Source organism: Labrenzia sp. C1B70, assembly GCF_000475395.1.
Lineage (GTDB): Bacteria > Pseudomonadota > Alphaproteobacteria > Rhizobiales > Stappiaceae > Roseibium > Roseibium algicola.
This window is the reverse complement of record NZ_AXCE01000063.1, coordinates 68,164-94,078: the sequence shown is the minus strand read 5'-3', so window position 1 is coordinate 94,078 and position 25,915 is coordinate 68,164. Positions and strand designations below refer to the sequence as shown.

Genomic DNA, 25,915 nt, shown 5'->3' with positions numbered 1-25,915 from the left:
ATTCACCTATGCCTACAACGGTTCGGCTCCACTCGACTGGCTGGCGGACGGCGAAACGCTGACCCTGACGTTCGACGTCAAAGTCAGTGACCGGAACTGGTTCCCGGAAGGCACTGACACCACCCAGATCACCATCACGATCACCGGCACCAATGATGGACCGGTGTTCTCTGGCAGTGTCTTCGATGGCGTCCTCGAGGAAGCCAATACCCCGGCACAGCTTGAAACATCCGGTGAGGTCTTCTTCACCGACCTTGACCTGTCCGACACGCCGGAAGTGACCGCTCAGTTCACCTCTGTCGAACCAGTCGCAGGCAGTGGTTTCACGCTGACGCCGGAACAGAAGGTTGCCTTCACGAATGCGCTGACGGTGCAGCAATCGGCCGGTAACGCCAACAACGGAGGCGCCACCTGGACCTTTGCAATCGCCGCAACGGCACTCGACTTCCTCGCCCAAGGCGAACAGCTGGAAGTCAAGTACCTCCTGACCGTGACGGACGATAGCGGAGCGACGGACACGCGGGAAGTGACGGTCGTTGTGACCGGCACCAACGACGATCCCACGATCTCCGAAGCGGATGTCCTGGGCGAGGTGACGGAATCCGGTGTCGGGGAAGACGGTACAGACGTTGCCACTGGCCTGATCGTCGGAATGGATGTCGATATTCGGGATGTCCTGACCTACTCCGCCTCTGTCGTTGACGGGGCACTGGGTCAATTCAGCATCGATGAGGAAACCGGTGAATGGACCTATACCATTGACCAGTTCAACGCCAATGTTCAGGCCCTCAACGAAGGCGACAGCGTCGACGAAGTCTATACGGTAACCGTATCCGACAACAACGGCGGCACTGTCACCACCGACGTGACCATCACCATCAACGGCACGAACGATGCCCCGACTATTGAGGACTACACGGGTTCGTTCACTGTTGTTCACAGCAACTCCAACAACGACGAAAGCAGCTTCAACCTTCTTGAGCTTCTGGCTGCCAACGACGTTGATGATGGTGAAACGGAAACGCTCCAGATCGACGAGATCTCGGGTACTCTCAGCCTGTCCATCGCGGGTCATCAGGTGACGCTGGATATCGCCGATCTGGAAGCCGCAGGGCTTTTGAACATCGGTGAAGCCGACGGCAGCGTGACCTTCACCCATAACCTGGAACGCATTATGGCCCAGGTCATGGATCAGGGCGAAACCGCCAACATCTCGGGTACCATGACTGTAGTGGATGTCCATGATGCGGTCTCCAACTCCGCCGAGTTCGATATCGAACTGTCGGTAGATCCGGACAAGACCAACACCTTCGGCGGTGACGACTGGACCACCGCGGACGGTGCGGGCGACATCCCTGAAATGCTTATCCCGACATTTGACGGAGACGGCGACGGTCCGCTGGTCGTCTGATCATGAAACTTCTGGAGAGGGCGCACGCGCCCTCTCCTCTCTTCTTTTTTATGTTTTTTTTGGAGAGTCTACATGGCTGTACGCAGCGCAAGGGAAAGCGTTTATCCCGCTCTCAAGGTTTATCGCTCTTCCTGGGCCGGGTTTCTTGCCGTTGGTTTCTTTTCGATCTTTGTCAATCTCGGAACTCTGGCTTCCCCCCTCTACATGCAGCAGATCTTCGACCGGGTGATGCAGAGCGGCCACCTCGAGACACTTGTCTTCCTGACGATGATCGTGATTTTTTTCCTGGCGGTGATTGCGGTTCTTGATGCAATCCGCGGCTCCATCCTCGCCAGCATAGCCAAATGGTGGGATGAAACCGTACATGCCGACCTGCTGCATGCCGTCATCCAGACGGCCAGGTCGACGGGCAAGTCCCACTCGCATGCAATGAACGACCTGGCAACCATCCGGCAGTTCGTTGGCAGTTCGAGCGTGCTACCTTTCTTCGATGGGCCCTGGGTGCCCTTCTTTGTCGGTGCCATTATTCTCATCCACCCTGCCCTCGGCTTCGTCGCCATCGCGGCCGGTGTGCTCTTGGTGATAATCGCAGGTATCAACGACACGGTCACCCGCCGCCGGATGGCGGGTGCTGCGGCGGCTCGTGTGCGGGCACAGCAGACGATTGACATCGCGACCCAACACGCGGAAAGCGTCTACAGCATGGGAATGCTGCCTGGCGTTCTCGCCCGCTACCGGAACGACAACGAACTGGTGGCCAATTCTACTTTCGCCGTCGCCGCCTTTTCAGCGAAGACCGCCGCGATCACCAAGTTCATCCGGTTCACGGCACAGATCAGTGTCTTGGGTCTCGGGGCCTATTTTGCCACGCTGGGTGAAATCACCCCGGGTGGCATGATTGCAGCGTCAATCATCATGGGGCGCGCGCTTGCGCCTGCCGAACAGGCCATCGGCGCCTGGCGGGGCATCGTCGGCGCGATGCAGTCCCATCGTCGGCTGAACGATATTTTTCTGGCAGCTCCGCTCCACTTCGACCGGACCCAGCAGCCGGATCCCAGTGGGCACCTGCAGCTCAAAGGTGTCAATCTGCTCGTTTCAGGCCAGGAACGGCCGTTGCTGCGCAACATCACGATTGATATCAAGCCGGCAACCCTGAATGCAATCGTCGGCCATTCCGGCTCAGGCAAGAGCACCTTGTGCAAATTGTTGATTGGCGCAATGGATCCGAGTTCCGGTTCGGTCCGTCTTGACGGTGTCGCCATGCGCAATTGGGACCCGCAGCAACTCGGCCGGAACATTGGCTACCTGTCGCAGTCCGTGGAACTGCTATACGGCACTGTGAAGGAAAACATCGCCCGGATGGGCGAGCCGGACGATGAAAAGGTTGTGACTGCCGCGCGCCTTGCCGGTTGCCACGACATGATCAACGCTCTGCCGAACGGCTATGAAACCCTGATCGGCCCGGGCGGACTTCGTCTGTCCGGCGGACAGGCCCAAAGGGTCGGTCTGGCCAGGGCGATCTACAACAAGCCCAAGCTGATTATCCTCGATGAACCGAATTCCAACCTGGACAGTGATGGCGAAGCCTCGCTTCAGGAGTGCCTTGTGCTCCTTCGGGAACAAGGCTGCACGGTCATCATTGTAAGCCACAGACCCTCGGCGCTCTCGAAAGTCGATCTGATCATCACCCTTGCGGACGGCACAATTCAAAAGACGCAAACCGGCGAGGAGTTCATGAAGCACGCCATCCGCCCGGTCAGCGATATCCTGCAGAAACTTGGCAAGGTCCAGCCGGCGCAAGCGAAAGGCGCTTCGCCGGCCAACGAAACTCAGGGAGGTCAGTGATGAAAGAGCAAAATAACCCGGCGTCGTCCCTCCGTCGCTCCATCCGGCAACACTGGATCATGGGTTCGTTGGTCGTCGCGGTTTGTTTCTTCGGCACGGGAATTTGGGCAAGCTTCGCGGAGCTGTCGTCGGCCGCCATCGCCGCCGGCAAGGTCAGTCCGGACGGAAGCTTGCGCGTGGTGCAGCATCTGGAAGGCGGAATTGTACGCCATCTCAATGTGAAGGAGGGCGATGTCGTCAAGGACGGTCAGCTTCTCATGGTTCTTGACCAGGCATTGGCAACGGCAAACTATCTGTCGATCTACCGCAAGCACCAACGCTATGTGGTGACCAGAGACCGGCTGCTGGCGCAAGAGCGTGGCGATGAAACCTTTGAGGTCCAGATGCCGTCGGTCATGTCGGCCGACAAAAGCTACACGCAGTTCGTTGCCAACGAGATTACAAAATTCAAGGTACGGCGCGAGCTGCTGGGAAGGCAGCAGTCGACTTATCATGTGCAGGCAGGCCAGGTTGAAGCCGAGATCAGCAGCCTGAAAGCCCAGATAGACGGCATGGATGATCAGATCCTGCTGCTTGACAAGGAGCTGGATAGCAAAAAGGTCCTGATGGACAAAGGCCTGATGCGGCAGCCTGAACTCCTGGCTCTGCAACGCAAGCGGGCCGAACTGTGGTCGGAGCGCAATGCCATCGGATCAACGATCGCTCGTGCGCGGCAGAAGATCGAGGAAATCAAGATCGCGGAACTGACGGCCCTCAGCGAAGAACGCGAAAAGGTGGCCAAGGAGTTGTCGGAAATCAACGCGGAGATTGCGCAAGCCGACGAGGCGCTTTCCGCGACTTCGGACATCCTGAACCGCACAGAGATCGTCTCTCCGATCGAGGGGCGGGTGCTCAAGGTCAACTACAAGACGGTCGGCGGTGTCGTGCGGCCGGGCGAACCGATCATCACGATCGTGCCCGAGAACGAGGAACTCATCCTCGACACGCGCCTGCGTACGTCCGACATCGACAACGTGATGATCGGGATGGACGCCAAAGTTCAGCTCACCTCCTTCATGGGGCGGCACATGAAGCCCTTGACAGGGGAAGTCTTCCAGGTTGGTGCGGACGCCGAAACGGACGAGCAGACGGGAGAGCAATTCTACACGGTGCGGGTCAGGGTTACGTCCGACGACATCCGGGAGGCCGGAGGCGGTTTTGAGCTGGTGCCAGGCATGCCCGCGCAGGTCTTCATTCAAACAGGAGCCCATACGCCGATGCGCTATCTGCTGGATCCTGTGCTGCAATCCTTCGGGCGGGCGTTCCGGGAAGAACGCGTACTCTAAAGCGGCTGTCGCGTGACCCTAAAATCAGAAGGCGTTGCCGGGTTTGGAAGAACAGAACCCGGCAACGCCTTTCGGCGTTTTAGGCATGCCGCAGCGACGCAATACCTTGCATGGTTCACGCCGCCAGATAACCACCGTCCACCGGAACGATCGCGCCATGAACGTAGGAAGCGTCTTCAGACAGAAGGAACGCGACGACCCGCGCAATCTCCACCGTCGCGGCCCAACGGCCGATCGGGATGCGGGCGTCGATCCGTGCACGCCGTGCCGGGTCTGATCGTGCGCCTTCGGAAATGCGTGTTTCCACCCAACCCGGTGCGACCGCGTTGACCCTTATACCGGTTCCTCCCCAGGCAACGGCAAGGGATCGGGTGAGGGCAGCGACCGCCCCCTTGCTGGTGCCGTAAGCAGGCGCAACGGGGTTGCCGAACCAGCTCCACATGGAGGCGATGTTGACGACGGAACCGTTGCCGCGTTGAAGCGTATCGCGCGCGGCCGTACAGGAGGTGAGCACGCCGGTGACATTCACCGCCATCACCTTCTCGAATACCGCTGCGTCCCATTCCCGGCTGTACTGGATCGTGCCCGCACAGGTGACCAGGCCGCCGAGCTCTTGCTCTTCTTCAAGGAGATGGGCAAGCGCGGCCTCATCAGTAACGTCAACCTCGACAAACCGGGCAGCTTGCGGAAAGCCTTCCTCCCGTTCCAGGCCTGCGGCCGTTACCTGCCAGCCGCGTTCGGTCAAAAGCTGCGTTGTTGCAAGACCGATACCTGTACCTCCGCCGGTGACCACAACATTTCTTGATGGCGGCATCGATCAATGTCCTTCGTCGAGCAGTTGCATCGCGCGAACGAGGTCGGAGACGCCGAGTTTGCGGTAGTAGTTCGGCGCATAGGGGGCTGTGAGCGCAACCTCGGCAATATGCTTCAGTTCCGCTGCGCCGGAGACGCCGAATGCTGCGAAGGATGTGGGCAGATTTATCCGTCGGAAGAAGGCTGCAAGGGTGCGGATTTCCTCCTCGGATCCCTGCCCGGCTGCCAGTTGTGTCAAGGTGCCGAGAGCGACCATCTCCCCGTGCAGCAACCCTGAGAGCGCCGGTGTGACCGACAGGCCGCGCACCATCGCGTGGGCTATCGACAACCCTCCGCTTTCAAAGGCAAGGCCGCTGAGAAGCACGGTGGCCTCCACCACGCGCTCGAAAGCTTCGTTCGGGCTTTCGGCCGACATCGCCGCTTCGCTATCGGCAAGAAGAATGTCGCTGGCACGCGCGACAATGGCCTTGGTGAGTTCCGTGGGACGGCCTGCAAAGAAGTTGAGACCACCTCCGGCAAGAGCGCCTGCCAGCTCATACGGCTTTGACATCGCATCGCCAATACCGGCCGCCAGAAAGCGACGTGGTGCCCCGGCGATGACTGCTGTGTCGACCAGGACAAGGGAGGGGTTGGTCTTCATGTGACGGACGCCCTCAACCGCATGGTCCGGCGTATAGACAACGGCAATATGGCTGGTCGGGCTGTCGTTGGAGGCGATGGTCGGCACGATGGCAACCGGCAGACCGCGCTCGATTGCAGCTCCCTTGGCGGTATCGATCGCTTTGCCCCCGCCGATGCCGACAAGAAGCCGGGCATCGCCGGCTTCCCTTGCCCTGGCGGCGATTTCTGCAGCGGTGCATTCCCCCCCGAATTCCATGAGGCGGGCGTCGGGAAGCTGGGACCTGATGCGGTCACCAAGCAGGTCGCGGGCTACCGGATCAATGACCACCGCCGCAGGGCCACCGCCGATGATGGCAATTTCCTCGGCCAGGCGATCGATGGCTCCCGGTCCCTGCACGTAGCGCAGTGGAGCGCCCAGAATGCGCATTGTCATGAGTTATCCTTTCACCGCACCGGCGGTCAGGCCCTGGACGAAGTAACGAGAAAGCGTGATGAACGCTATGAACAACGGCATGGCAATCAGTGTGGAGCCTGCCATGATATCTCCCCATCTCAGGTCAAAGGCGCCGATCATCGAAGCAAGACCCAGGGGCACCGTCTTGTTCGCGTCCGATCCGATCATGACCAGGGCAAAGGTGTAGTCGGTCCAGGACAGGAGAAAGGCGAAGATCGCGACCGTTACTAGCCCGGGGACCGACAACGGCAATACAACACGCAGGAAAGCCCCCAGGCGCGTGCAACCGTCCACCATGGCTGCTTCCTCAAGCTCGAAGGGCATTGTCTTGAAGAACCCCCACAGGAACCAGACGCCGAGCGGCATCGTGATGGTCAGGTGGGAAATGACAAGTGACAGCAGCGTATCGTTGAGGCCGATTGCCGCGAACATTGCGTAAAGCGGGATTGCCAGCAGCAGCGGCGGGAACATGTAGGCATAGAGCATGCCGGCGATGATCATCTGTTTGCCGCGAATGCGCTGGCGGGTGACACCATAGGCGATCATGACGGACAGAAGCATTGTCAGGGCAACGGTGGTCACCGCAACAATGAGACTGTTGAGGAACTGCCGCGGATAGTCGGTCTGCGCCAACAGGCTGGTGTAATACTCAAGCGTCCATCGCTGCGGAACCAGAGACGGGTTCATGAGCATTTCCTGCGTGGGACGCAGGGAAGAAACGACCATCCAGTAGATGGGAAAGGCGCTGTAGACCGCTAGAACGATCACCGCGAAGTAAAGTCCCGCCCGGCCGGCAACGCGGCGAGCCTGGATTTGTCCACTCATTTGCCTTCCTCCATCGGGAACACCCGGAAATAGATTGCAACGGCGACCATCAGGACGAAGAAGGAAAGCGTTGCGATCGCTGCCCCGCTGCCGATGTCATAAAGGGCAAATGCCTCCCGGTAGGACAGGACCGGCAGATGTTCCGTGGCACCAAGCGGGCCGCCGCCCGTCGTCAGCCAGATGACGTCGAACTTGTTGAACATCCACACGCCCCGCAGAAGAATGATGACCGTCAGGATCGGGCGCAGCGACGGCAGGGTCACGTGAAAGAAACGCCGGACGGGCCCGGCACCGTCTACGCGCGCCGCTTCATAGAGTTGGGTCGGAACTGTCTGCAGCCCGGCGAGAAAGGTCGTGGTGACGAACGGGGTCCACAACCAGACCGAAATCAGGATCACCGACGTCATGGACGCGGTCTCGGTCTCGAACCAGTAGATCGGCGGCAGGCCCAGGTCATCCATCAGAACGGTGATGATGCCGAGTGAGCCGTCAACCATCCACTTGAAGACCAGCACGGCGACCACCGTCGGCAGAAGATAAGGCAGGAATGTCAGTCCGCGCAGCAGAGAGCGGCCGATGAAATTCTGGTTCAAGAGCAACGCGAAGCCGATGCCCAGCACCACCTGCAGGACAATCGCCAACCCGGCATAGACGAAGCCGTTCCAAAGCGCGTTCCAGAACTCTGCGCTTGCAAGAACCTTGGCGTATTTTGCGAAACCGACCCAGACCGGATCGGCCGTAAGCGACGGCATGTCATAAAAGCTGAGCGAAACCGCATAAAGCGCAGGCCCGACGATCAGGACAAGGGTCGCAAGAAACCCGATACCGAGAAAACCCGGCAACAACCAGCGAGTCATTCACGAACTCCAGATGGTGTGAAAGTGAGGGGAGCTTCCACTCCCCTCTCCGTTTCGTCACTTGATCACTTCACGCATTTTGGCTGCGGCCTGATCCACGGCCTCTGCAGAATCCATCTCGCGAAGGATCTTGTTCTGCAGCATTTCAGGCATGACGAAGGACTCGAACACCTTGCCGGGTCTGACGTCAGGCGCCGGGCCTTGCGTATCAATGGACGTGAGCACAACAGACTCGTCGGTCACAAGTTCTCGCATCTGCTCGACCACACCAGAGTATTTCTGGATCATTGCGTTGTCGCGCCAACGCTGGTCTTCATAGATGTCAAGTCGCGTCGGCTGGAAGTGAACCGGTGCGGTGTGCAGGAAGTCGACCATGCGATCGGTCGTAAGCCACCGCATGAAATCCATCGCCGGACCAGTGTTGTCCGTCTTCAGGACCACCCAGCCGTCGTAGCCGTGGCTGACCGCCTTTTGCTTTCCGGACATATCCATGTAGGGCATGACGCCAAGGTTCTCGGCCAGGGTCGGGTTGTCCCGCTCTGCTGCTTCCAGAACACGTCCGGCATAGGCTCCGTGGGCCACGGCACCGCCAACCAGGTTGGACAGGACATCGGAATAGCTGGCCTGAAGAGCACCTGGAGGCATCGTGCCGTAGAGCTTGGTCATGAAGTCGAGGTAGGCGGCTACCCGAGGCTTCATCTCGTCGTTGTCCAGGATCACGTTCCATTGGTCGTCGAACAGCTTGACGCCCTCGGCCCACAGGAAGGCAAACGACATCCAGTTGGTTGCCCCGTTCGATCCGATCGGGAACAGCGCGCCTTTCTGGCGGCCCTGGACAAGCGCCTCGCTGTTCTGGACGAACGCATCCCACGTGTTCGGCAGGGACAGACCGTTCGTCTCATAAAGATCCTTGCGGTAATAGATCAGCGCAAGGTTGTAGTCGAACGGGTACCAGTACACCTTGTTGTCGATGGGGAAGAGGATGTTGTTCCCCCACTGGTATTCGTCCGTCAGCTCGTTCAAGGGGACGATTTGTTCCTGCTCGGCCAATAGCAGCACGTGGCCGATGAAACCGACGTTTGCCACGTCATAAGGGGTTCCGGAGCGAATGCCATTGGTGATCTTGGTGAAGCTTTCGCCAAGCGGTACGGAATCGATGACGACCTCAACGCCGGTCTTTTCCTGGTATTCCTTGGCCACCTTCGAGAAAAAGGCGAGCGTGTCCTTGCCTGTTTCGCAGTTCAAAAACCGGATGGGCTTGTTGCCCTGGGCGCGGAGCGCCGGGGCCGCAAGGGACGAGGCTGCCAGCCCGGCGCCGGCGATAGCCATGGTCTTGAGGGCCTGGCGTCTAGTCCAGAGACCTGTCTCGAATTTGCTCTTAGTCATGTTTCTCCTCCAATTGACCGCTTTCAGGTGCGGCTAAACCCTTTTGTTCAAGCTGCCCCTCCCGGCATCTCGAGGCGTTCACCGCTGGCGCGGTCAAACAGGTGGATTGCTGCTGCGGGAAGAGCGAGGTGAACGCTCTCACCAACCTTGATGTCGTCCCTGCGCTGGGTCATGACCCGCAGGCGATGACCAGCCGTCTCGCCGATGAAAAGCGTTTGCGAGCCGAGCTGTTCGATGCCCCGGACCGCGAACTCCGGACCTTCGTCGGAAATCGTTATGGCTTCCGGCCGAATGCCGGCAATCACCTCCCGCTCACCGGCATCGCTGCCGGCAGGAATGGAGACATCAGCCGACAGGCTGAGAAAACCGTTCTTGAGGTCAGCTTCAACGAGGTTCATTTCGGGCGAGCCGATGAAGCCCGCGACGAAGGCGTTTGCCGGCCGGTCGTATACCTCCAGCGGCGAGCCAATCTGCTGAACATGTCCGTCGCGCATGATCACGATCCGGTCGGCAAGGGTCATTGCCTCCGTTTGATCGTGCGTGACGTAAAGCATTGCCTTGCCGATGCGCCGCTGAAGAAGGGCGATTTCCTCCCGCATCCTGGAGCGAAGCTTCGCATCCAGGTTGGACAGCGGTTCATCGAGCAGAAACACCGCCGGGTCGCGAACAAGGGCACGACCGAGCGCGACACGCTGCATCTGTCCGCCTGAAAGCTGGCCGGGCTTGCGGTTGAGCAGGTGCGTGATGTCCAGCATTTCTGCTGCAGCGTCGACGCGCCTGGAGATCTCGCCCCCTTTCATGCCGCGCATCTTGAGACCAAACGACATGTTGCCGCGAATGGTCTTGTGCGGATAAAGCGCGTAGTTCTGGAACACCATGGCGATGTCACGGTCCTTGGGCTCCAGCGTGGTCACGTTCCGGCCACCGATATGCAGTTCCCCGGCGCTGATCGTTTCCAACCCCGCGACCATGCGCAGGGTTGTCGATTTCCCGCATCCGGAAGGGCCAAGCAGAACGATGAGTTCGCCCTTGGCGATCTCAAGGTCGACACCTTCCACCGCAACCACGGCCCCATAGGTCTTGCGCAGTTTGCGCAGACTGACTTCCGCCATTACTTGGCCTCCCCGGTTGCCCGCACGGTTTTGTGGTTGATCGGTGTGAGGGCTTCCTTTGCCTCCCGGAACCGAACGAAGCCTTCGTCGTAAGTCGCCGTGGCCCGGGCGTTGGGCGTCAAAGTCTCTGCCACGCGGATGACGCGGGCAGCGTCATCCGTGTCCGAGAAAAAGCCCGCACCAATGCCCGCGATAAGCGCTGCACCGAAGGACGCGTCGCCTTCGGCGGGAACTTCGATCGTCAGTCCTGTGACATCCGCAATGATCTGCCGCCACAAGGCACTGCGTGTCCCCCCGCCGACGAGACGGGCGGTGGTGAAGCCCATGCCGCGCTGTTGCAGAACGGAAAGGCAATCGCGCAACGTATAGGCAACGCCTTCATAGAGAGCCCGGCAGAAATGCGGTGCTCCATGCTGGAACCCCAGGCCAACGAAAGAGGCGCGCAAGTCAGGGTCCCAGTAGGGGCTCCGCTCGCCGTTGAGATAGGGATGAAAGAGCAGACCTTCCGACCCTGCAGGGGCTTCGGCAGCTTTGGCATCCATGCCCTCGAAACCCATGTCCGAGAAAAGCGCGTCACGCAGCCAGCGATGAGCCGAAGCGCACGAGTTGGTTCCCAGGATCGAGTAGTGATGATCGGACACCAGGTGCGGGTAATGAATGACATCGTCGGAAAACCGGGGAGCGTCCGTCAATGTAGAGACCGTGCCTGCCGTGGCGAGCTTCAGGGCTCCGATGCCTTTGCACGTCATGCCCGCTGCATAGGTTTCCGCATTGGTATCGGAGGTTCCGCAAATGACCGGTGTGCCTTCCCGCAAACCGGTTTCCTGAGCGGCCCCTGATGTCACTGTCCCCGTCGTCGCCGTCGATGCAACTATTTCCGGAAGAACATCGGTTTCAAGCCCCCCCATCGCACAGAGTTCGGAAGACCAGCCCCCTGAACGTGCATCGGCAAGCATGAGCCCCCAGGCATCCGTGATGTCGGTTGCATCGCTGCCGTCGAGACGACGGCGCAGCCAATCCTTGGCCGGGCGAAGCCGGCGGATGCGGCTGTGTGTTTCCGGCTCTTCTTCCTGCAACCAGATCAATTGCGGCAGCGTCCAGGTGGGGCTGATGCGATTGCCCGAAAGGTCGAGGATCTGAGCCCCGCGCGCTGCTCTTTCCCGCACAACCTGAGAACCGGAACGCTGGTCATTCCACATGATCGCGGGCCGCAATGTGCTGCCTGACTCGTCTTCGAGCACGTGGGTGTGCGCTCCGGCCGTCACGGAAACCGCGACGATGCGATGCGGCTCCAGGCCGCCCTGCCAGATCTTCTGCAGGGATGTGACGAGTGCCGACCACCAGCCTTCCGGATTCTGTTCGCTGAATCCGGGTTTCGGTGTGAGTGTTTCGACCGGACAGGAGGCCGAAGCCACGACCTTCCCGTCCGTGGTGATGACCGTCGACTTGAGCGATCCTGCTCCGAGGTCGATCCCAAGCAAAAGGGCGTCAGACATTGGCACCCCTGTCCCGGTACGGATCGATGGAGCCGGCGCGCGGTGGAAAGCCGAGTTTGCCGGGATTGAAGAGGTTTTGCGGATCAACGGAGGCCTTGATACAGCGCAGAATATCCATGCCGACGCCGTGCTCTCCGTCCATCCAGGGTCCGCGGAAAAGACCGCTTCCATGGTGGTGAGCGATCGAGCCGCCATGCGCGAGCGTTTCACCGTTGACGATGTCCCACATTTTTTCATGCAGCGGCAAGGCTGCAGACTGATCCATGGGAGGAAGGCGCAAGGTCATGTATTGGCACACGCCTTCCGGATAGACATGCGACCAGTGGGCACTGAAATGGGCGTCCTTGGAGACTTCCGCAGCAATCCGGGCTGCGATCGTGTCGTAAAGCGACGAAGCCTTGCTCCAGTTCACCGAGACTTCGAGCGTGTCGTTGTAGTAGCCTTTATCAAGCCATTGTTTCGTAATGGAGACGTAGCGCTTTGCCCGCCATTCGTCGAAGGGACGTGTTTCCGTTTCCACGGCATCTACGCTCTTTGCAAACTCGCGTACCAGTGCCGCTTCTGCAGCCACAATGGCTTCTTCGCCGCAAACCACGATGTTTGCCATCACCGGGCGCGTTTCAAATGCACTGATGCCTTCGGTGCGCGAGGCGGTTTCCTTTTCGTCATAGAGACGAACGATGCGCGGATGCAGCCCCGCCTGCATGATGCGCTTGGCAAGCGAGAGGGCTGCGGTGCGATCGGGAAGTGCCAGCACGATCGCCTCTTCGGCGGGCGGCAGCGTCCAGATGCGCAGGGTCAGTTCCGTTATGACGGCAAGCGTGCCTTCACTGCCGACGATGATATCGAGAACCGATGGTCCGGAGGCCCGCTTGGGCAGCGGCCTGATTTCCAGCACGCGCCCATCCGGCATGACCGCCTTGAGACCAACGACAATGTTCTCGATTTTGCCGAAGCGGCTCGATTCCTGACCACCGCCGCGGCAGGCGGCCCACCCGCCGACCGTCGAGATGGTCAGCGATTGCGGCAGATGACCGGATGTAAAACCTTCTGCGTTCAGCGCGTCTTCGAACACTTCGCCGTTCATGCCAGCTTCGACCGTTACCAGATGGTTGTCCCGGTCGATCTTCAGGATGCGGTTCATGCGCTGCATGTCGAGCATGACTTCGCCGCCCAGGGGTATGATCCCGCCGAGAACACCGGAGCCGCTGCCATAGGGAATGAGGGGGTGATCTGCCTTGCTTGCCTTCCCGACAATTGCCGAGACCTGTTCCGTTGTGGCGGGGCGCACGACGAGGCCTGGCAGCGTACCGACCAGGGCGCCTTCCCTTGCACGGAAGTTCGCATAAGGCAGACGGTCGTGTGCATAGCCGGCGCGCGAACCTTCGTCCACCAGGACGTTTTCCGCACCGACCAGCTCCGAAAGCTCGGAAACGAGATCACGATTACTCAAAGATTTTTCCTCCTCCATGCCCAATTGGATTGTCAGAAATCGCGTTGGGCAAACGTTTGCTCAAACACAAACAATTGCACTTTGGTCTGGATGTCAAGCCCGGTTTGCTGAATTTCAGATGGAGGCGACCGATGCGCGCACGATGAGATCGCCTGGAGGAAGAAGGAGACTTTCGAGCGCTGAGCCCTCGTCGGGCGCAGTTCCCTGGATCAGGTCGATGAGCCGGCTGGCTGCCGCGCGCCCCATTTCCTGGGAGGGTAAAGCCACTGTGGTCACCTGGGGATAAACGACCCGGGCAAGCAGGTCGTCATGCATCGTGACGACGGAAACGTCTTCCGGCACACGGAGCTTGAGTTCGTGCAATCTGGCAATGGCCGCAGCTGCGGTCAGCAGCGTCGCGGCGTGAATAGCGGTCACGCCGCAGGCCAGCAGTTTGTCGACGGCCGCAGGTACGGCTGCAGGATCGTAGCCTGCCTGTGCAACGAATTCCTCGCCGTGGTCGAGGCCGGCGGCTTCAAGAGCCTGTTGCCATCCCTGGCGCCGCATGTCGCCATTGAACCGGCCGAGCCGCCCGGCCAGATGCCCGATCCGGCGATGCCCCATGGCGATGAGGTGCTCAACCCCGATGCGGGCTGCCTCGCGTGTATCGATCGCAACGCAATTCCGGTCACCGGCCAGATGTCGGTTGAGGATCACATGCGGCAATCCCGTGCTGTTCAGCATCTGTCGCAACCGGTCATCCTCATCGAAACTCGCAATGATGACACCCTCAATGATGCTTGATCGAGAAATGTCCGTGATGATCTCGCGCCCATCCCCCTTGTCATAGGAGACCAGAAGGGCAAAACCTTTCTCGCGTGCCTCGATTTCGGCTCCCACAATCGCCGACGCAAAGATCGGGTTTTCGATCTGGGGAACAACCATCAAAAGTGTCGAGGACTTTGCGGTTTTCAGGGCTCTCGCAACCGGGTTGCCGTGGTAACCGAGACGTTCGGCTGTTTCCAGAATATGGGTTCTGGTCTTTTGGGAAACACGTCCCTTGTTCTGAAGCACGCGCGAAACTGTCGACACGTTGACACCGGTTGCCTCTGCCACATCGCGCAGGGTTACAAGTGGTTTTTTGCGCTTCATTTCCCCTCCCCTGGAAACTGATGGATCCCGAGCTCAGAACCTGATTTCGCAAAAATTTGCGCAAGAAGGTTAGTGCTCAGATCAATGTTCGCGCTTCACGTGCGAACGAAAGCCGTGAATCCAGTCTCATAGCAGTTTTGGTGACAAGAACGCCATCTATTGCACGCCCGGCCATTTCTCCGGCAGTTTCAAAGTAAAGGCCGATCCTATTCCCGCCTGACTTTCAAAAGACAACTCTCCCCCGAGCAACCTTGCAACCTGGGAAGAGATGTTCAGCCCGATACCCGTGCCGGGAATTCCCGCCGTGCCCTGACCGCGAAAGAAGCGGCTGAACACGCGCTCCTGCTCCTCCGGCGGAATACCAACACCCCGATCGTGCACGGAGATGAAAATGGACCTGTTCTGCGCCCGGACACTCACTGAAACCGGCTCGGTAACCGGCGAATATTTCACCGCATTCGATAGAAGATTGTTGAGGATCTGTTCCGCCAGCAACCGGTCCGTCTCGATCGTTTGGGGAACCTTGTTGCCAATTTCCAGGGAAAAAGCCCGCTCCGGTGTCTCTTCACTCTGACGGGCGACGACCCGTTGAATGAGATCCTCGACATGGCAGTTTCCGGGTCTGGCCGTCAGCTGTCTTTCTTCGAGCCGAACGACATCCAGCGTCGCTTCCAGCAGGCTTGTCAGGCCCCGGACCTCGGAGCGCACCTGGCTTGCCCGTTGCCTGATTTCGTCGGTTGGCATCTGGTTCCCGCTCCGCAAGACGCGCTGCATCGCGGAATCGATGACGGCGAGCGGGGTTCGAAACTGGTGAGAAACCAGGGCAACGAAACTGCGATAGATCTCGGCGGTTTCGCGTTCACGCAAGAGCGACAGCCGGATGCGTTGCTGTTCGGCCATCGCCCGCAACATCGTGAAGGACAGAAAGGCGCCAAGAACAATGATCGCCACGATGGAAATGATGACCTGCACGATTGCGGCACGTTGATTGTCGAGCCGCGCACCCGTTGCCTCCCATTGCCGGACCATGGACTGGTTTCCGGCGCGGCCGAGATCCTCAATCAAGGGCTGGAGAAGGTCGTGAACGGCAGACGCCGTCTGGACGTCGCCATATGACATGTCCAGGATTTTTGCCTTAAGCGCTCGTAGCGCCCCAGCCACCTTTTCCAGCTTTCCGTCCAGGCCAAGCTCTCGCATGTAGCGTCGTTGAGGCCCCTCCGATAACAGGTTCAGGCGGCTAAGCATCACGTTGTAACGCTTGTCCAGTTCAGCCGCCTTGCGGGAGATGGTGCCGACATGACGGGAAACCTCGGCATCCAGCAGGAGCGCCGCGGATTGCGTTCGTGAGATCGCCCACAGCATGTTGTCCCCCTCGTTACGCCGCAATTCCGCTTCGGTATCGAGAAGCCGTGCGAGGGAAAATACGAGCAGCAAGACGAAGGCAACGGATGCAGTGCCTGCGACGATATAGGCGACAAGATCGCTTCTGCGCGTCATTTGATCTTCAGTTGGATCAATTGCCACACCCAGCGATAGTCGTAACGGATGTCCTGAAGATCGGAATGGCCGTCCCGGGGATAAACGATCCAGAAAGGGCCCTTGTCCGAGGGTTGTAGCCGTTCGCCATCCATATGGGTTGCGACAAGAACATCGTACCGCACGAAGTCTTCCATCGGGATGTCGACGGTATAATCGTTGAGCGCGCTGGCGGTAACCGTTGTGCCGTCGGCGCCAACGAATTCAAGCAGGTCGCGCATCAGGAAGCCGTCAAAGCGTTTTACGCCATCCGTGACGACAGTCGAGGTCTCGAGGGTGTGACGGGGCAGTGCTTCCAGCATTGCATCGTCAAGAAGCGCGGCGGCCTCTGAGTTTGTCTTGCGGATATTGCCGGTGACCGTCAGCCGGACTTCGCCTGCTGGGGCGGTCAATGACATGTTTTCCGATCGAGCTGTCGCAACGGATAAACCGACACCGATCAGCATGAGCATTGTCCCTGCAAATGCCTTTGACGGTTTGAGGGAAGAAAGCAGATTGGTGAACCTGAAGGAGCAGCGAAGGTGACTGCAACACCGGAACAACGCCGCTGCCATGTCATTTCGTCTCGTTGCCGGTAACGCTTGTTTTTCAAATGCTTCAATCAATGATCGGGCCCGCAAAGGTCAAAAAAATCATTATGGCACCGGTTGTTGATGTTGCAAACATTCAACCGATGCCAGACCTCCGATGTTGCGCACGCCGAAAATTGCGTATTTCGCCCTGTCCCGAGTTCCCGCAACGCGAACAACAAGAAACAGGGCGCTGAATTGCCGGATGCCGGTGCAGACAGGACAAGGCAGTCCTGACTGCGTGCGTGATGATCAGCCAGCCGCCTTGACAGGATCGTTGATCCGGGGAGGCTGATAGGACGCCGCCTTTTCCTTCAGACTGGAAAATTTTGTCGAAAGCTGTTCGAGCTTGGCTTCCCAGGCCGGATCAGGCTGTTGCCCTTCAATTGTCCGGAAGTAGACCTCCATGATGCAGGTGACTGCAAAAGGCTCCAGCAAAGCGGACTTGACGGACCACGCGAACAAAATTGCAAACACGATGCCGCCCGCAGACCAGCTGCCAGGAACGAGATATGCGACCAGGGCGGCCGGAGCCAACATGACGAGGAAGACAAGAAACGACAGGCCGTAGACGATAAGAGTGAGCCAGGCGGCATTCTTGAGCATCGGTTTATAATTCTGGGCGTAAAGCACCAGCCCGCTCCGGGACGAAGCCCACACGTTGTCCGAATTTGTCCGGATCGTATAGGCGAGGATGACTTCGTCGATGAAACCGACGGCAATGCGCAGGAAGGCCTCGGCAATCGAGATCAGTTGCCGGGCACCGGGGATCGGCAGAAGCGTGAAGACGCCCCGCACCAGGCCCGTGATTGCGCGCAGCACACCCTTTATCAGCTGGTCGACGCCGAAAAGCACACTGGCCTGCATAAACCTTTGAGAGACTTCTTCGCGGGCGTAGGAAATCTGAGACCGCCCGCCCGGCATCTCCTTGCCGTCGAGCAGCTTGACCAGAACGGCAATGTGCCCGGCCTTGACGACATAGAGAACGTATTCTCTCAGCAGATACATCACGACGGCGACTGCACCGAACCCGATGACGCCGCCCCAGGTCGTGGTCGTTGCCTGGAAATCGGCATCGCCGAACCCGCCGATGCCCCAGCCGACCCCGGCACCGACACCCGTTGCAAGAATGTAGGCAACGGCAGCTCCGAAATAGACCGCCATGCGCAAGATGATGAAAGGCAGTGTCTGAAACATCAGGCCTAATGCACGGCCAATAGAAAAATCCCACATATTTGGCGTCTCCTTGAACGCTCTGTTGCAATATGGCGGGAGAATATTGTCGAACGTGAGTGCTGTCCCCCTGCGTTTGAACGGGGACAGGTGAATGAAATCGCGTCAAGAAAGACCGCCCATTGACGCCGCCATCCATGGAACCGACTATCGGGCTCATCACGGTCAGATTTCAACGTGGTCTGGTTCAAAGAGCAGTTGATGCAAGCGAAGCCCAAAACCGGTCAGAAACTGACAGTTCTCTGTGTTGAGGACCAGTGCCATCTTCGCCAGGACATCATCGATGAACTTTCCGCTGCAGGCTATGACGCGGTCGGTGCAGCTGATGGCCGCGAAGCGCTGGACGTGCTGGAAACGATCCGCCCGCATCTCATCTTGTGCGATATCTCCATGCCCCGGCTCGACGGTTACGGCTTGCTCGAAACCGTCAGAGGCAGGCACACGCATCTCGCAGATGTTCCTTTCGTCTTCCTGACGGCTCTAAACCAGCGCGACGAGATCATTCATGGCAAGCGCGCGGGCGCGGACGATTATCTGGTCAAACCGATAGACTATGACCTGTTGCTGGCAACGATCGAAGCTCGCTTGCGCCAGGTCAGCCGGATCGATGACAGGCAAAAAAGCGAACTGGAAACGCTTCGGCAAGCCCTGGCAGGCAGCGGATCGGACCGATCGCTTGGAATGAACGGCATGGAGAGTGTTCTCAACGTGCTTTCCTTCGGTATCGTGCTGGTGTCGTTGTCCGGTGTTGTCTTCGCAAATAGAGCCGCTCGGGAGATACATATGGCCAGGGACGGGCTGGTGATCGACCGGACGCTCCATACCGGTTCATCGCAGCTCGCCAACGATATCAGGAAACTGCTGGCGAATGCCTGTGAGGCTGCCTGCAAGGGCCAGGACCACCTTGCCAGCCTGACGGTGCAAAGACCGTCCGGGCGCCGTGATTTTCTGCTTACGGTCTGTTCGCTCCCGGACAGTATAGGACTGCCGAACGATGACGCGAAGGCGGTGATATTCATTTCGGATCTCGCGCATCGGCCAAGGATGCCGGACGAGATTCTGGCAGGCCTGTTCGATCTGACGCCGACTGAATCGGAGGTCGCCCGCGCGTTGGCGCAGGGGCGGCGAAAGGAAGACATCGCGCAGGAGCTTTCAATCGCACCGACGACAGTCGCTTTTCATTTGCGCAATCTCTTCGAAAAGACCGGAACCAATCGTCAGGCAGACCTCATCGCACTGCTTCTCACCGGCCTTGTCTCGATCAAGGAACCGCAGGGGGACGTTGAGAAACGTGGAAAGACTGAAGCGCTTCCAACAACGTGACGACACCAAGATGAGCATGCCGGCAAATTTGTTACGCAGGTGAATTTCAACAATCAAAAAGATCACGCTGACTTCATTACGTTCGTGAAACTGAATTCACAAACTAGCCAAGGCTGGTTATATTCTCTCTGCGGTCGAAATTGCCGCGTATACTGAATTGATATTCCATTTGAATTGCCTCTCACATTTCCGGAGAATTTGTTGTGCCGGTCAAAAAATTACGATTGCTGCTTTGTTCTGCGGGACGCCGCGTTGGTTTGCTTCAATGTTTCCGATCTGCTGCCGACCATCTGGGAATCCAGCTGGAAATCCTCACCTGTGACCTTGCTCCGGATTTAAGTGCAGCATGCGCAGCTGCGGATCGGGCGTTTGCCGTGCCGCGTTGCGACGACCCAAGCTATGCCAACGCCATTCTCGACATTGTGCGTGACAACCGGGTCGATCTGGTGGTTCCGACGATTGACACGGAGTTGATGGCGCTTGCCTGCGTGTCCGACGCGTTCACCCGGCTGGGAGCGCGGGTGCATGTGGCTTCGACTGAAGTCATCGAAATTGTGAGGGACAAGCGGCTGACGTCTGAAATGCTCGAGGCGGCAGGCGTGCCGGTGCCGAAAACGCTGGGACACGAAGCGTTGCTGTCCGATCCGGATGCACTCGGCTGGCCGGTGTTTGCCAAGCCGAGCGGCGGTAGCGCCAGCCGGGGACTGCAGGTCTTTCAGGCTATCGAAGAGCTGCCCGGCCGTTTTGAGGAACCAATGGTCTTCCAGCAGTTTCTGCGTGGCCCGGAATACACGATCAACATGTTCGTCGATTCAGGCGGCAGCCTGCGAACGGTGGTTCCTCATCTGCGCATCCAGATCCGCGCGGGTGAAGTCGAGAAGGGAAGAACGGTGCGACGGGATGACTTCCGGCAAATCGCCGAAGGCGTGCACCGGGCCTTGCCAAGCCTGACCGGCGTGGCCTGTTTCCAGGTGATCGACGACCCGGAGCTGGGACCGCGTGTCATTGAAATCAATGCAAGATTTGGGGGCGGGTATCCCTTGGCCGACCATGCCGGCGCGCGTTTTGCACAATGGCTTCTTGAGGAAGTGTCGGGCCTCCCGTGCAGCGCAAGCGACGACTGGCGAGAAAATGTCAAAATGCTCCGATACGACAGCGCGATCTACGACGGCTGATCGTCGCAGGTTTGCCGGAGCCGCAATGGTCTTTTGTCAGGACCCGCACCGCGGCTCTGTCCTGGCAGTAGAAGCCCTGGCCGGTAGCGTTTTCCGGTCGACCCCACATTCGTTAACTGGCGGATTGCGATGATTGTTTTTGATCTGGACGATACGCTCTATCTGGAGCGGGAGTTTGCGTTCAGCGGCTATCGTTTTCTCGACGGTTGGGTAAAAGAACGCGAAAGCCTGGAAGGCTTTGGCAACGCCTGCAGGGTGTTGTTCGAGGAAGGCGAGCGGCGTCAGATCTTCAACCGCGCGCTTGAAAGGCTCGGACACTGCGGCGACAGCCATTTGATCGCTGATCTTGTTGCGGCTTACCGTGGCCACCCGCCGCAGATTTCGCTGGCTCCGGATGCGGCGCGTTTTCTCGAGCGTCACCGCGGTCCGTTCGGCCTGATTACGGATGGACCGGCGGAAACTCAAAACGCCAAGATCGTTGCCCTTGGTCTTGACCGCTGGATTGAGAATATCCGCAAGACCGGAGACTGGCCTCAAGGATATGGCAAACCACATCCCCGCGCTTACGAGGAAATGGAAGGACTTGCGGCAGACGACGGGCCGATGGTCTACGTCGCCGACAATCCCGCCAAGGACTTCGTGACGCCAAAAGCGCGCGGCTGGATCACCGTTCAGATCCGGCGGGCGGGCGCCGTGCATCCGCCGCATGCGAAAGATGATGCACACGCGGCCCATGTCGAAATAACGTCGCTGGATGAACTTGACGGCGCGTTGACGGTCCAGACGGTTTCGATGAAATAGCCAATTGTGGGCCGCAAGTGTGCCTTCAGGCTGGACCACGCTGCGACAGAACCTCCTGGTATTCACCGAGAATGTGCTTCACCTGGTAGTTCTCCACGATGCGTTGTCGAGCCCTTTTTCCGAGGTCGGCAAGCTGATCGGGGGGCATTCGGGCAAATTCGGCCATCGCATCGCACAGCGCATCCGGATCGCCCGGTGAAACAACCTTGCCGGTATCCGCAACAACAAGTGCGGCGTCGCCGACACTGGTGGTGACCACCGGACGGGCATGGCTCATGGCTTCGGCGACGACATTCGGGAACCCTTCCGTTCTGGACGACAGGACGAGAACATCTATCTGCGAATAGAAATCACCCATGTCACGCAGCTCCCCAAGCAGTTTCAGACGTGCCGGATCAAGCCCTGCGTCTTCAATCATGGCCAGAACTTCGCTGTTGCGGTCATCAAGCCCGAAACCTGCGGCAACAAAGCGAGCATCGGGAAATTGTGCGGCCATTTGCGCTGCAGCCCGGAAGAAGTTCAAGTGGTCCTTTTGAGGATGAAAGCGCGCGGCTATACCGAACACACGGGCCATGCGCGGCGTGGGGTCCGCCTGCTCGGGAACCACGACGCCGTTCGGGATGACCTTTCCGAACCGCGCGGCATAGCCATACTGTTCGTGCTGCTCTCTTGCCCGTGCCGAATTGTAAACGATGCCGGCAGCGCGAGACGATAGCATGCGTGCCCCTGCGACGGCGAGGCGCGTGCTTCGCGTCAGGCTGCGCGGATCGTCAAGTGCCTGGCGCACCGTCCAGAAGACGGGCGGCGCCCCGGCCAAGCGCGCCGACAAGGTGCCGACAACCATTGCATGATACATCCAGCACAGCACCGCTCGCGGGCGCTTCTCCCGCATCAGCCCCGTCAGTTTCATGATTGCACCCGGCATGTGCACCGCTCCGCGTGCATTGAGCGGATGATATTCCACGTCCGGCCGTCCGGCCAAACTCAGGTTGCGATCTGAAACGCCGATCAGAGGGACCACGATTGCCGGTTCGGATGTCGCCGCCAGAAGTCTTGCCAGCATCGTTTCCGCTCCGCCGCTGGCGGCGAAATTCGTAATCACATGCATGACCGGCGCGGCAGCATCCGTTCCGACCTCCAGTCCAGCACCTTCGCTGCCAACGTAGTCCATCAGGTCACGCCTTTCGTGCACCCTGCCAGACGTCGAGCGGTCTGCCGATCCGCTGTTCAAGTTCGCTGACTTCCGGAGCGAAGAAGTCCTGCAGCCTTTTTTCCAGATCGGGGCTCAACGGCGGGTATTCCTGTGGCCGGGCGACGGCATCGCGAAGCACCCTCATTGGCCTGGTGTGCCGAACGCCATCCAGAACTGGGCGAAACGGCTTCAGGACCTTGCGGAGGGGCAGTGGAACGATGGCGGCGTTCTTGTCCTTGACCTTGCTGTCTACCGGAGGAGCCAGCGGAGCTTCGTGACCGATATGCGTGGCAAGGCGGGCGAGCTGATTTTCAGGCTGGCGCCGGATATCCTCGAACAGCAGCAGCAGGATCTGCTCCGGCGGGAACAGATCGTAGAACCGGCGAAGATGCAGGGCATAACGGCCGTCGTTGATGAAACGCTGGCCCGCGGCCTTCGCCGGGTCGAGATGATCCTCGATGTTTCGAGACACCTCCCCGCGTCGCAAGAGCATGCAATAATCGGAGTAGGCACGCGCCGAAGGTTCCCGCATCTGAACGATCAGCCGGACATCGGGAAGGTCCCGCCGGATGCGCTCTGCCGCCTCGGGCTGCGTGAGATAGGTATTCGACTTCTCTCCGACGATTGCGTCCGGTTTACTGAAGTCGAATTGAGACAGGTACCAGTCCGCTCCACGGTGATACTCATAGGAAAAGTAATGCAGCTCCGGGCTGGGCATCGATATCGTCGGACTGCGCTCCAGAGATCTTTGCAGCCAGGTTGTTGCGGACTTGGCCGCGCCGAAAATCAGAAATCGTATGTTTGAGTCAAGCATATGCGGTACCTGCTACCTGGGTGCCTTCGACGAGCTGTTCGTAAAGGCGGGAAATTTCGGAAACATGGCGTTCGGCGCCATACTTGGCCGCGGCATCTGCCTGCGCCGCGTCGGCAATCCGGGTTTGCAGCAAAGGGTCACTGAGCAGTTTGCAAATAGGTTCGACAAAGCTCTCCGGATCGTCCGGCTCAACAAGGAACCCCGTCAGACCGTCCTCGATCGCTTCGATGTTGCCACCGTGCCGTGTCGCGACGACGGGCGTCCCCAGATACATGCTTTCGATCAGGGTCCGGCCGAATGGCTCGTTGACAGCCGGAACAAGCATGACATCGACGCCGCTCATTGCCTCGAAAACCGGTGAGCGGAAGCCCATGAAATGAAACTTGTCGTTCAATCCCAGGCTACTGACCAGCGCCTTGCAGGTTTCGTCCAGGCCCCGGGTTGCATCGACGGTATCGCCGAACAGCAGTCCGTGCACCTGACGCCCCGGCAAGGCGCGGCGAACCGCATCGACCACCCGAACAAAGCCGTCGGGACGTTTGCGTTTGATGATCGAGCCGAAATACCCGAGCAGCACCGCGTCCCTCGGCAGGCCGAGTTCGTCGCAAAGCTTGTCATGGGAATTTGCGCGATCAGGCCGTATGGCTGGAAAATCGAAAGGACTTCGGATCACGCTTGCTCGGTCGCCAATCGGCCGGATCGGACGTGATGGCATGGCGTAATGTGAAACGCTCACGATATGGTCGGCAAGCAAGGGGGCGAGCATGTTCGCCCCTTTCGCAGCCGGGTCCTGGCGATGATGCCAGAGGTGGCGACAACCAGACAGTTTGCTCGGCATGATCCAGTTGGCGTGCATGCGTCCTTCGTTCGTATGCACGATATCGGGATCGATCTTTTTCAGCGTTCGTCGCAAGGCCGGCAGTGTTCGCGTCAGATAGCCGAGCCCGCCTACGCGGCCGGGCAGAGGCAGGCCGGGCGACGACATCAGTGGCGTGTCCTCCAGCACCTCGTAATCGAGCCCCAGCCCCCGCGCCTTTTGGCCAATGGCGCCTGGTTCGAAATGGACGAGGACACGCGCCTCGAAACGGTTCGGATCCAGGGCGGCGGCAAGGCTGAGCGCCGAAATGTGGCTGCCTCCCAGGACAGGTCCGCCTACGAACGGAAATAATACTCGAATGCGTCTCATCACTGCTCCGGACCTACTTGGACGCTGGTTCAGAAATCGTCAGGTTGATCGTCAGACTGTCGCCCGGACGCATGAAGGCATTCAGGTCGACGTCCAGGCTCTGCATCTCGCCGTTCTCGAGTCGCGATATCCTGTAGGAAGGTGTGACAATGCTGTCCTGGGCGGTGGTATCAACCGAGTTTGCGGACAGCGTCTCGGCGTAGACCTTTCGGGCCAGCTCAAGACGGGATTCGACCTCGAAACGCTTTGATTTCACCTCCGTGAGTTCGGAGAGCTTTTCCCCGCGGGTCCTGTCGAACAGGGTCGCGGCGTCTCTCGATGCAAGATTGAGACGCTGCTGTGCGTCGAGACGGGCGACTTCGAGCTGCAGACGTTTTGCCTCCAGATCGTTGAGCGCCGTATTGGCAGAGGACACGCGGGTCGTCACGGCCAGCCCCTTGTCCTTCAGATGCTCCATCGATGCGAGATCCTTGCGGGCCAGTTCGATCTGGTTGTCACGCAGGACGATTTCTTCGGACAGTTGAGAGATTTTCTCGGTTAGCAGGACACGAAGATCCTTGAGGCTCTGGAGCTCGGCCTTGATCACCTTGATGTTGGCGGAAAGGATCTTCGACTGCACAGGGTCGGATGATTGCGACTCCACGGCGTCTGGCAATGTCTCCGCCGAATAGAGCTGCACTTCCTGCTCGAGCCTTGTCTCCTGCTGCAACAGTTTGGATGCGGTTCCGCGAAGCTGATTGATTTCCCCCGTTATTCGGGTGAGCGAGGTCTGTTGTGTCCCCTCTTCGTTAGGCAGGCGATAATAGCCACCGGCAATTGCCAGGGCCTTCTCGACCGTCATGCCGGGGATGAAGTCGAATTGTCCGGGAGCCGTAACCGCTCCGCCCACGAACACCGGCGCATACCGGGATACTTCGACGGAGACCGCGGGTAATTCCGTCAAGCCGACGATGCGCTGCATGCGGCTGGCAATAGTATCCGCGACCTCGTCCAGGGTCTTGCCGACAACTTCCACGGCTCCCGCAATCGGGACATGAATTTTGCCGTCCGGTGCCATCTTGTAGGAACCGGCCACGCCATCCCAGTTGGCAAAGGTCTTGTTTCTGGCATCCCAGGCACCAGCACGCAGTTCCAGTGTCTCACCGCCGGACAGCCTGTACTGTTCGGCCGAGAGACCCGACACAAGAAAAGTCGATAATGAAAGTACGGCAATTATAAACCGAATACTCAATGCGCGATCTCCCATCTTTTAACTTAAAGAAACAAAATTATTATCAATATATCCAAGATTATCACGAAAATCGGAAAACAACGAAAAAGAAATTTTTCCCGAAATAGCGTTCATGATTCTTTCGGG

22 protein-coding genes are annotated in these 25,915 nt (G+C 59.0%); 6 read left to right on the top strand and 16 right to left on the bottom strand.

Annotation, left to right across the window (positions count from 1 at the left end; translation table 11 throughout):
* The 3 genes from Q666_RS0134435 to Q666_RS64610 all read left to right on the top strand — a co-directional run.
* Positions 1–1,411: VCBS domain-containing protein (locus Q666_RS0134435; protein ID WP_031268855.1), on the top strand; the 1,411-nt coding region annotated here is incomplete at its 5' end.
* 72 nt (positions 1,412–1,483) lie between these two features.
* On the top strand, positions 1,484–3,256 hold the full coding sequence (locus tag Q666_RS64615; protein WP_022999587.1) for a type I secretion system permease/ATPase: 1,773 nt from the start codon (positions 1,484–1,486) through the stop codon (positions 3,254–3,256).
* The gene (locus tag Q666_RS64610; protein WP_022999586.1) at positions 3,256–4,581 is read left to right on the top strand and encodes an HlyD family type I secretion periplasmic adaptor subunit; all 1,326 of its coding nucleotides are present in this window, start codon (positions 3,256–3,258) and stop codon (positions 4,579–4,581) included. Before Q666_RS64615 ends, Q666_RS64610 begins: the two co-directional genes overlap by 1 nt.
* A 115-nt stretch (positions 4,582–4,696) precedes the next feature.
* Here Q666_RS64610 and Q666_RS64605 read toward each other — a convergent pair whose 3' ends face one another.
* The 12 genes from Q666_RS64605 to Q666_RS64555 form a co-directional block, all read right to left on the bottom strand.
* Positions 4,697–5,395 (bottom strand): SDR family oxidoreductase, encoded by a 699-nt coding sequence (locus tag Q666_RS64605; protein ID WP_031268854.1) that lies wholly within the window; start codon positions 5,393–5,395, stop codon positions 4,697–4,699.
* 3 nt (positions 5,396–5,398) lie between these two features.
* Positions 5,399–6,448, bottom strand: coding sequence for a glycerol dehydrogenase (locus Q666_RS64600; RefSeq protein WP_022999584.1), 1,050 nt, complete (start codon positions 6,446–6,448; stop codon positions 5,399–5,401).
* A 3-nt stretch (positions 6,449–6,451) separates the two neighbouring features.
* Entirely contained in the window at positions 6,452–7,294 is an 843-nt protein-coding gene (locus tag Q666_RS64595; protein ID WP_022999583.1) for a carbohydrate ABC transporter permease, read from the bottom strand.
* A complete protein-coding gene (locus tag Q666_RS64590; RefSeq protein WP_022999582.1) occupies positions 7,291–8,151 on the bottom strand; it encodes a sugar ABC transporter permease in 861 nt (286 codons plus the stop codon). Before Q666_RS64590 ends, Q666_RS64595 begins: the two co-directional genes overlap by 4 nt.
* A 57-nt stretch (positions 8,152–8,208) precedes the next feature.
* Positions 8,209–9,537, bottom strand: coding sequence for an extracellular solute-binding protein (locus Q666_RS64585; protein ID WP_031268852.1), 1,329 nt, complete (start codon positions 9,535–9,537; stop codon positions 8,209–8,211).
* Between the two features lie 47 nt (positions 9,538–9,584).
* On the bottom strand, positions 9,585–10,649 hold the full coding sequence (gene ugpC / locus Q666_RS64580) for a sn-glycerol-3-phosphate ABC transporter ATP-binding protein UgpC (RefSeq protein ID WP_022999580.1): 1,065 nt from the start codon (positions 10,647–10,649) through the stop codon (positions 9,585–9,587).
* A complete protein-coding gene (locus Q666_RS64575; RefSeq protein WP_022999579.1) occupies positions 10,649–12,145 on the bottom strand; it encodes a xylulokinase in 1,497 nt (498 codons plus the stop codon). The genes ugpC and Q666_RS64575 overlap by 1 nt, the downstream gene beginning before the upstream one ends.
* Positions 12,138–13,598 carry an FAD-binding oxidoreductase gene (locus Q666_RS64570; protein ID WP_161633227.1) on the bottom strand — a complete coding sequence of 487 codons (1,461 nt, stop codon included), beginning with the start codon at positions 13,596–13,598 and terminating at the stop codon, positions 12,138–12,140. The genes Q666_RS64575 and Q666_RS64570 overlap by 8 nt, the downstream gene beginning before the upstream one ends.
* Positions 13,599–13,712: 114 nt before the next feature.
* Positions 13,713–14,729 (bottom strand): LacI family DNA-binding transcriptional regulator, encoded by a 1,017-nt coding sequence (locus Q666_RS64565; protein ID WP_022999577.1) that lies wholly within the window; start codon positions 14,727–14,729, stop codon positions 13,713–13,715.
* A gap of 156 nt (positions 14,730–14,885) precedes the next feature.
* Positions 14,886–16,226 carry a HAMP domain-containing sensor histidine kinase gene (locus Q666_RS65330; protein WP_022999576.1) on the bottom strand — a complete coding sequence of 447 codons (1,341 nt, stop codon included), beginning with the start codon at positions 16,224–16,226 and terminating at the stop codon, positions 14,886–14,888.
* On the bottom strand, positions 16,223–16,657 hold the full coding sequence (locus tag Q666_RS64560) for a molybdopterin-dependent oxidoreductase (RefSeq protein ID WP_208993838.1): 435 nt from the start codon (positions 16,655–16,657) through the stop codon (positions 16,223–16,225). Before Q666_RS64560 ends, Q666_RS65330 begins: the two co-directional genes overlap by 4 nt.
* A 429-nt stretch (positions 16,658–17,086) precedes the next feature.
* Positions 17,087–18,067: a hypothetical protein gene (locus Q666_RS64555; protein WP_031268848.1), complete on the bottom strand. Its 981-nt coding sequence runs from the start codon at positions 18,065–18,067 to the stop codon at positions 17,087–17,089.
* Positions 18,068–18,268: 201 nt separating this feature from the next.
* On the opposite strand from Q666_RS64555, the gene Q666_RS64550 reads away from it, so the two are divergent.
* From Q666_RS64550 to Q666_RS64540, 3 genes are all read left to right on the top strand, one after another.
* Positions 18,269–19,390 (top strand): response regulator, encoded by a 1,122-nt coding sequence (locus tag Q666_RS64550; RefSeq protein WP_152533478.1) that lies wholly within the window; start codon positions 18,269–18,271, stop codon positions 19,388–19,390.
* A 203-nt stretch (positions 19,391–19,593) separates the two neighbouring features.
* The gene (locus Q666_RS64545; RefSeq protein ID WP_031268846.1) at positions 19,594–20,565 is read left to right on the top strand and encodes an ATP-grasp domain-containing protein; all 972 of its coding nucleotides are present in this window, start codon (positions 19,594–19,596) and stop codon (positions 20,563–20,565) included.
* A gap of 129 nt (positions 20,566–20,694) precedes the next feature.
* On the top strand, positions 20,695–21,366 hold the full coding sequence (locus Q666_RS64540) for an HAD family hydrolase (protein WP_022999571.1): 672 nt from the start codon (positions 20,695–20,697) through the stop codon (positions 21,364–21,366).
* 25 nt (positions 21,367–21,391) lie between these two features.
* On the opposite strand, the gene Q666_RS64535 is transcribed toward Q666_RS64540, so the two are convergent.
* The 4 genes from Q666_RS64535 to Q666_RS64520 are packed head-to-tail and all read right to left on the bottom strand — an operon-like array spanning position 21,392 to position 25,789.
* Complete coding sequence (locus tag Q666_RS64535) at positions 21,392–22,537, bottom strand: glycosyltransferase (protein ID WP_022999570.1); 1,146 nt, start codon at positions 22,535–22,537, stop codon at positions 21,392–21,394.
* 4 nt (positions 22,538–22,541) lie between these two features.
* Positions 22,542–23,372, bottom strand: a complete 831-nt coding sequence (locus Q666_RS64530; RefSeq protein ID WP_022999569.1) for a sulfotransferase — start codon at positions 23,370–23,372, stop codon at positions 22,542–22,544.
* Entirely contained in the window at positions 23,365–24,558 is a 1,194-nt protein-coding gene (locus Q666_RS64525; protein WP_022999568.1) for a glycosyltransferase family 4 protein, read from the bottom strand. The genes Q666_RS64530 and Q666_RS64525 overlap by 8 nt, the downstream gene beginning before the upstream one ends.
* A gap of 13 nt (positions 24,559–24,571) precedes the next feature.
* Positions 24,572–25,789 carry a polysaccharide biosynthesis/export family protein gene (locus Q666_RS64520; RefSeq protein ID WP_161633226.1) on the bottom strand — a complete coding sequence of 406 codons (1,218 nt, stop codon included), beginning with the start codon at positions 25,787–25,789 and terminating at the stop codon, positions 24,572–24,574.
* Positions 25,790–25,915 lie beyond the last annotated feature (126 nt).

Bases quoted from the DNA above. Each gene is read 5' to 3' on its own strand.
- Q666_RS64615 (WP_022999587.1), top strand. From the start codon at position 1,484: ATGGCTGTACGCAGCGCAAGGGAAAGCGTTTATCCCGCTCTCAAGGTT.
- Q666_RS64610 (WP_022999586.1), top strand. From the start codon at position 3,256: ATGAAAGAGCAAAATAACCCGGCGTCGTCCCTCCGTCGCTCCATCCGG.
- Q666_RS64605 (WP_031268854.1), bottom strand. From the start codon at position 5,395: ATGCCGCCATCAAGAAATGTTGTGGTCACCGGCGGAGGTACAGGTATC.
- Q666_RS64600 (WP_022999584.1), bottom strand. From the start codon at position 6,448: ATGACAATGCGCATTCTGGGCGCTCCACTGCGCTACGTGCAGGGACCG.
- Q666_RS64595 (WP_022999583.1), bottom strand. From the start codon at position 7,294: ATGAGTGGACAAATCCAGGCTCGCCGCGTTGCCGGCCGGGCGGGACTT.
- Q666_RS64590 (WP_022999582.1), bottom strand. From the start codon at position 8,151: ATGACTCGCTGGTTGTTGCCGGGTTTTCTCGGTATCGGGTTTCTTGCG.
- Q666_RS64585 (WP_031268852.1), bottom strand. From the start codon at position 9,537: ATGACTAAGAGCAAATTCGAGACAGGTCTCTGGACTAGACGCCAGGCC.
- ugpC (WP_022999580.1), bottom strand. From the start codon at position 10,649: ATGGCGGAAGTCAGTCTGCGCAAACTGCGCAAGACCTATGGGGCCGTG.
- Q666_RS64575 (WP_022999579.1), bottom strand. From the start codon at position 12,145: ATGTCTGACGCCCTTTTGCTTGGGATCGACCTCGGAGCAGGATCGCTC.
- Q666_RS64565 (WP_022999577.1), bottom strand. From the start codon at position 14,729: ATGAAGCGCAAAAAACCACTTGTAACCCTGCGCGATGTGGCAGAGGCA.
- Q666_RS65330 (WP_022999576.1), bottom strand. From the start codon at position 16,226: ATGACGCGCAGAAGCGATCTTGTCGCCTATATCGTCGCAGGCACTGCA.
- Q666_RS64555 (WP_031268848.1), bottom strand. From the start codon at position 18,067: ATGTGGGATTTTTCTATTGGCCGTGCATTAGGCCTGATGTTTCAGACA.
- Q666_RS64550 (WP_152533478.1), top strand. From the start codon at position 18,269: ATGCAAGCGAAGCCCAAAACCGGTCAGAAACTGACAGTTCTCTGTGTT.
- Q666_RS64540 (WP_022999571.1), top strand. From the start codon at position 20,695: ATGATTGTTTTTGATCTGGACGATACGCTCTATCTGGAGCGGGAGTTT.
- Q666_RS64535 (WP_022999570.1), bottom strand. From the start codon at position 22,537: ATGGACTACGTTGGCAGCGAAGGTGCTGGACTGGAGGTCGGAACGGAT.
- Q666_RS64530 (WP_022999569.1), bottom strand. From the start codon at position 23,372: ATGCTTGACTCAAACATACGATTTCTGATTTTCGGCGCGGCCAAGTCC.
- Q666_RS64525 (WP_022999568.1), bottom strand. From the start codon at position 24,558: ATGAGACGCATTCGAGTATTATTTCCGTTCGTAGGCGGACCTGTCCTG.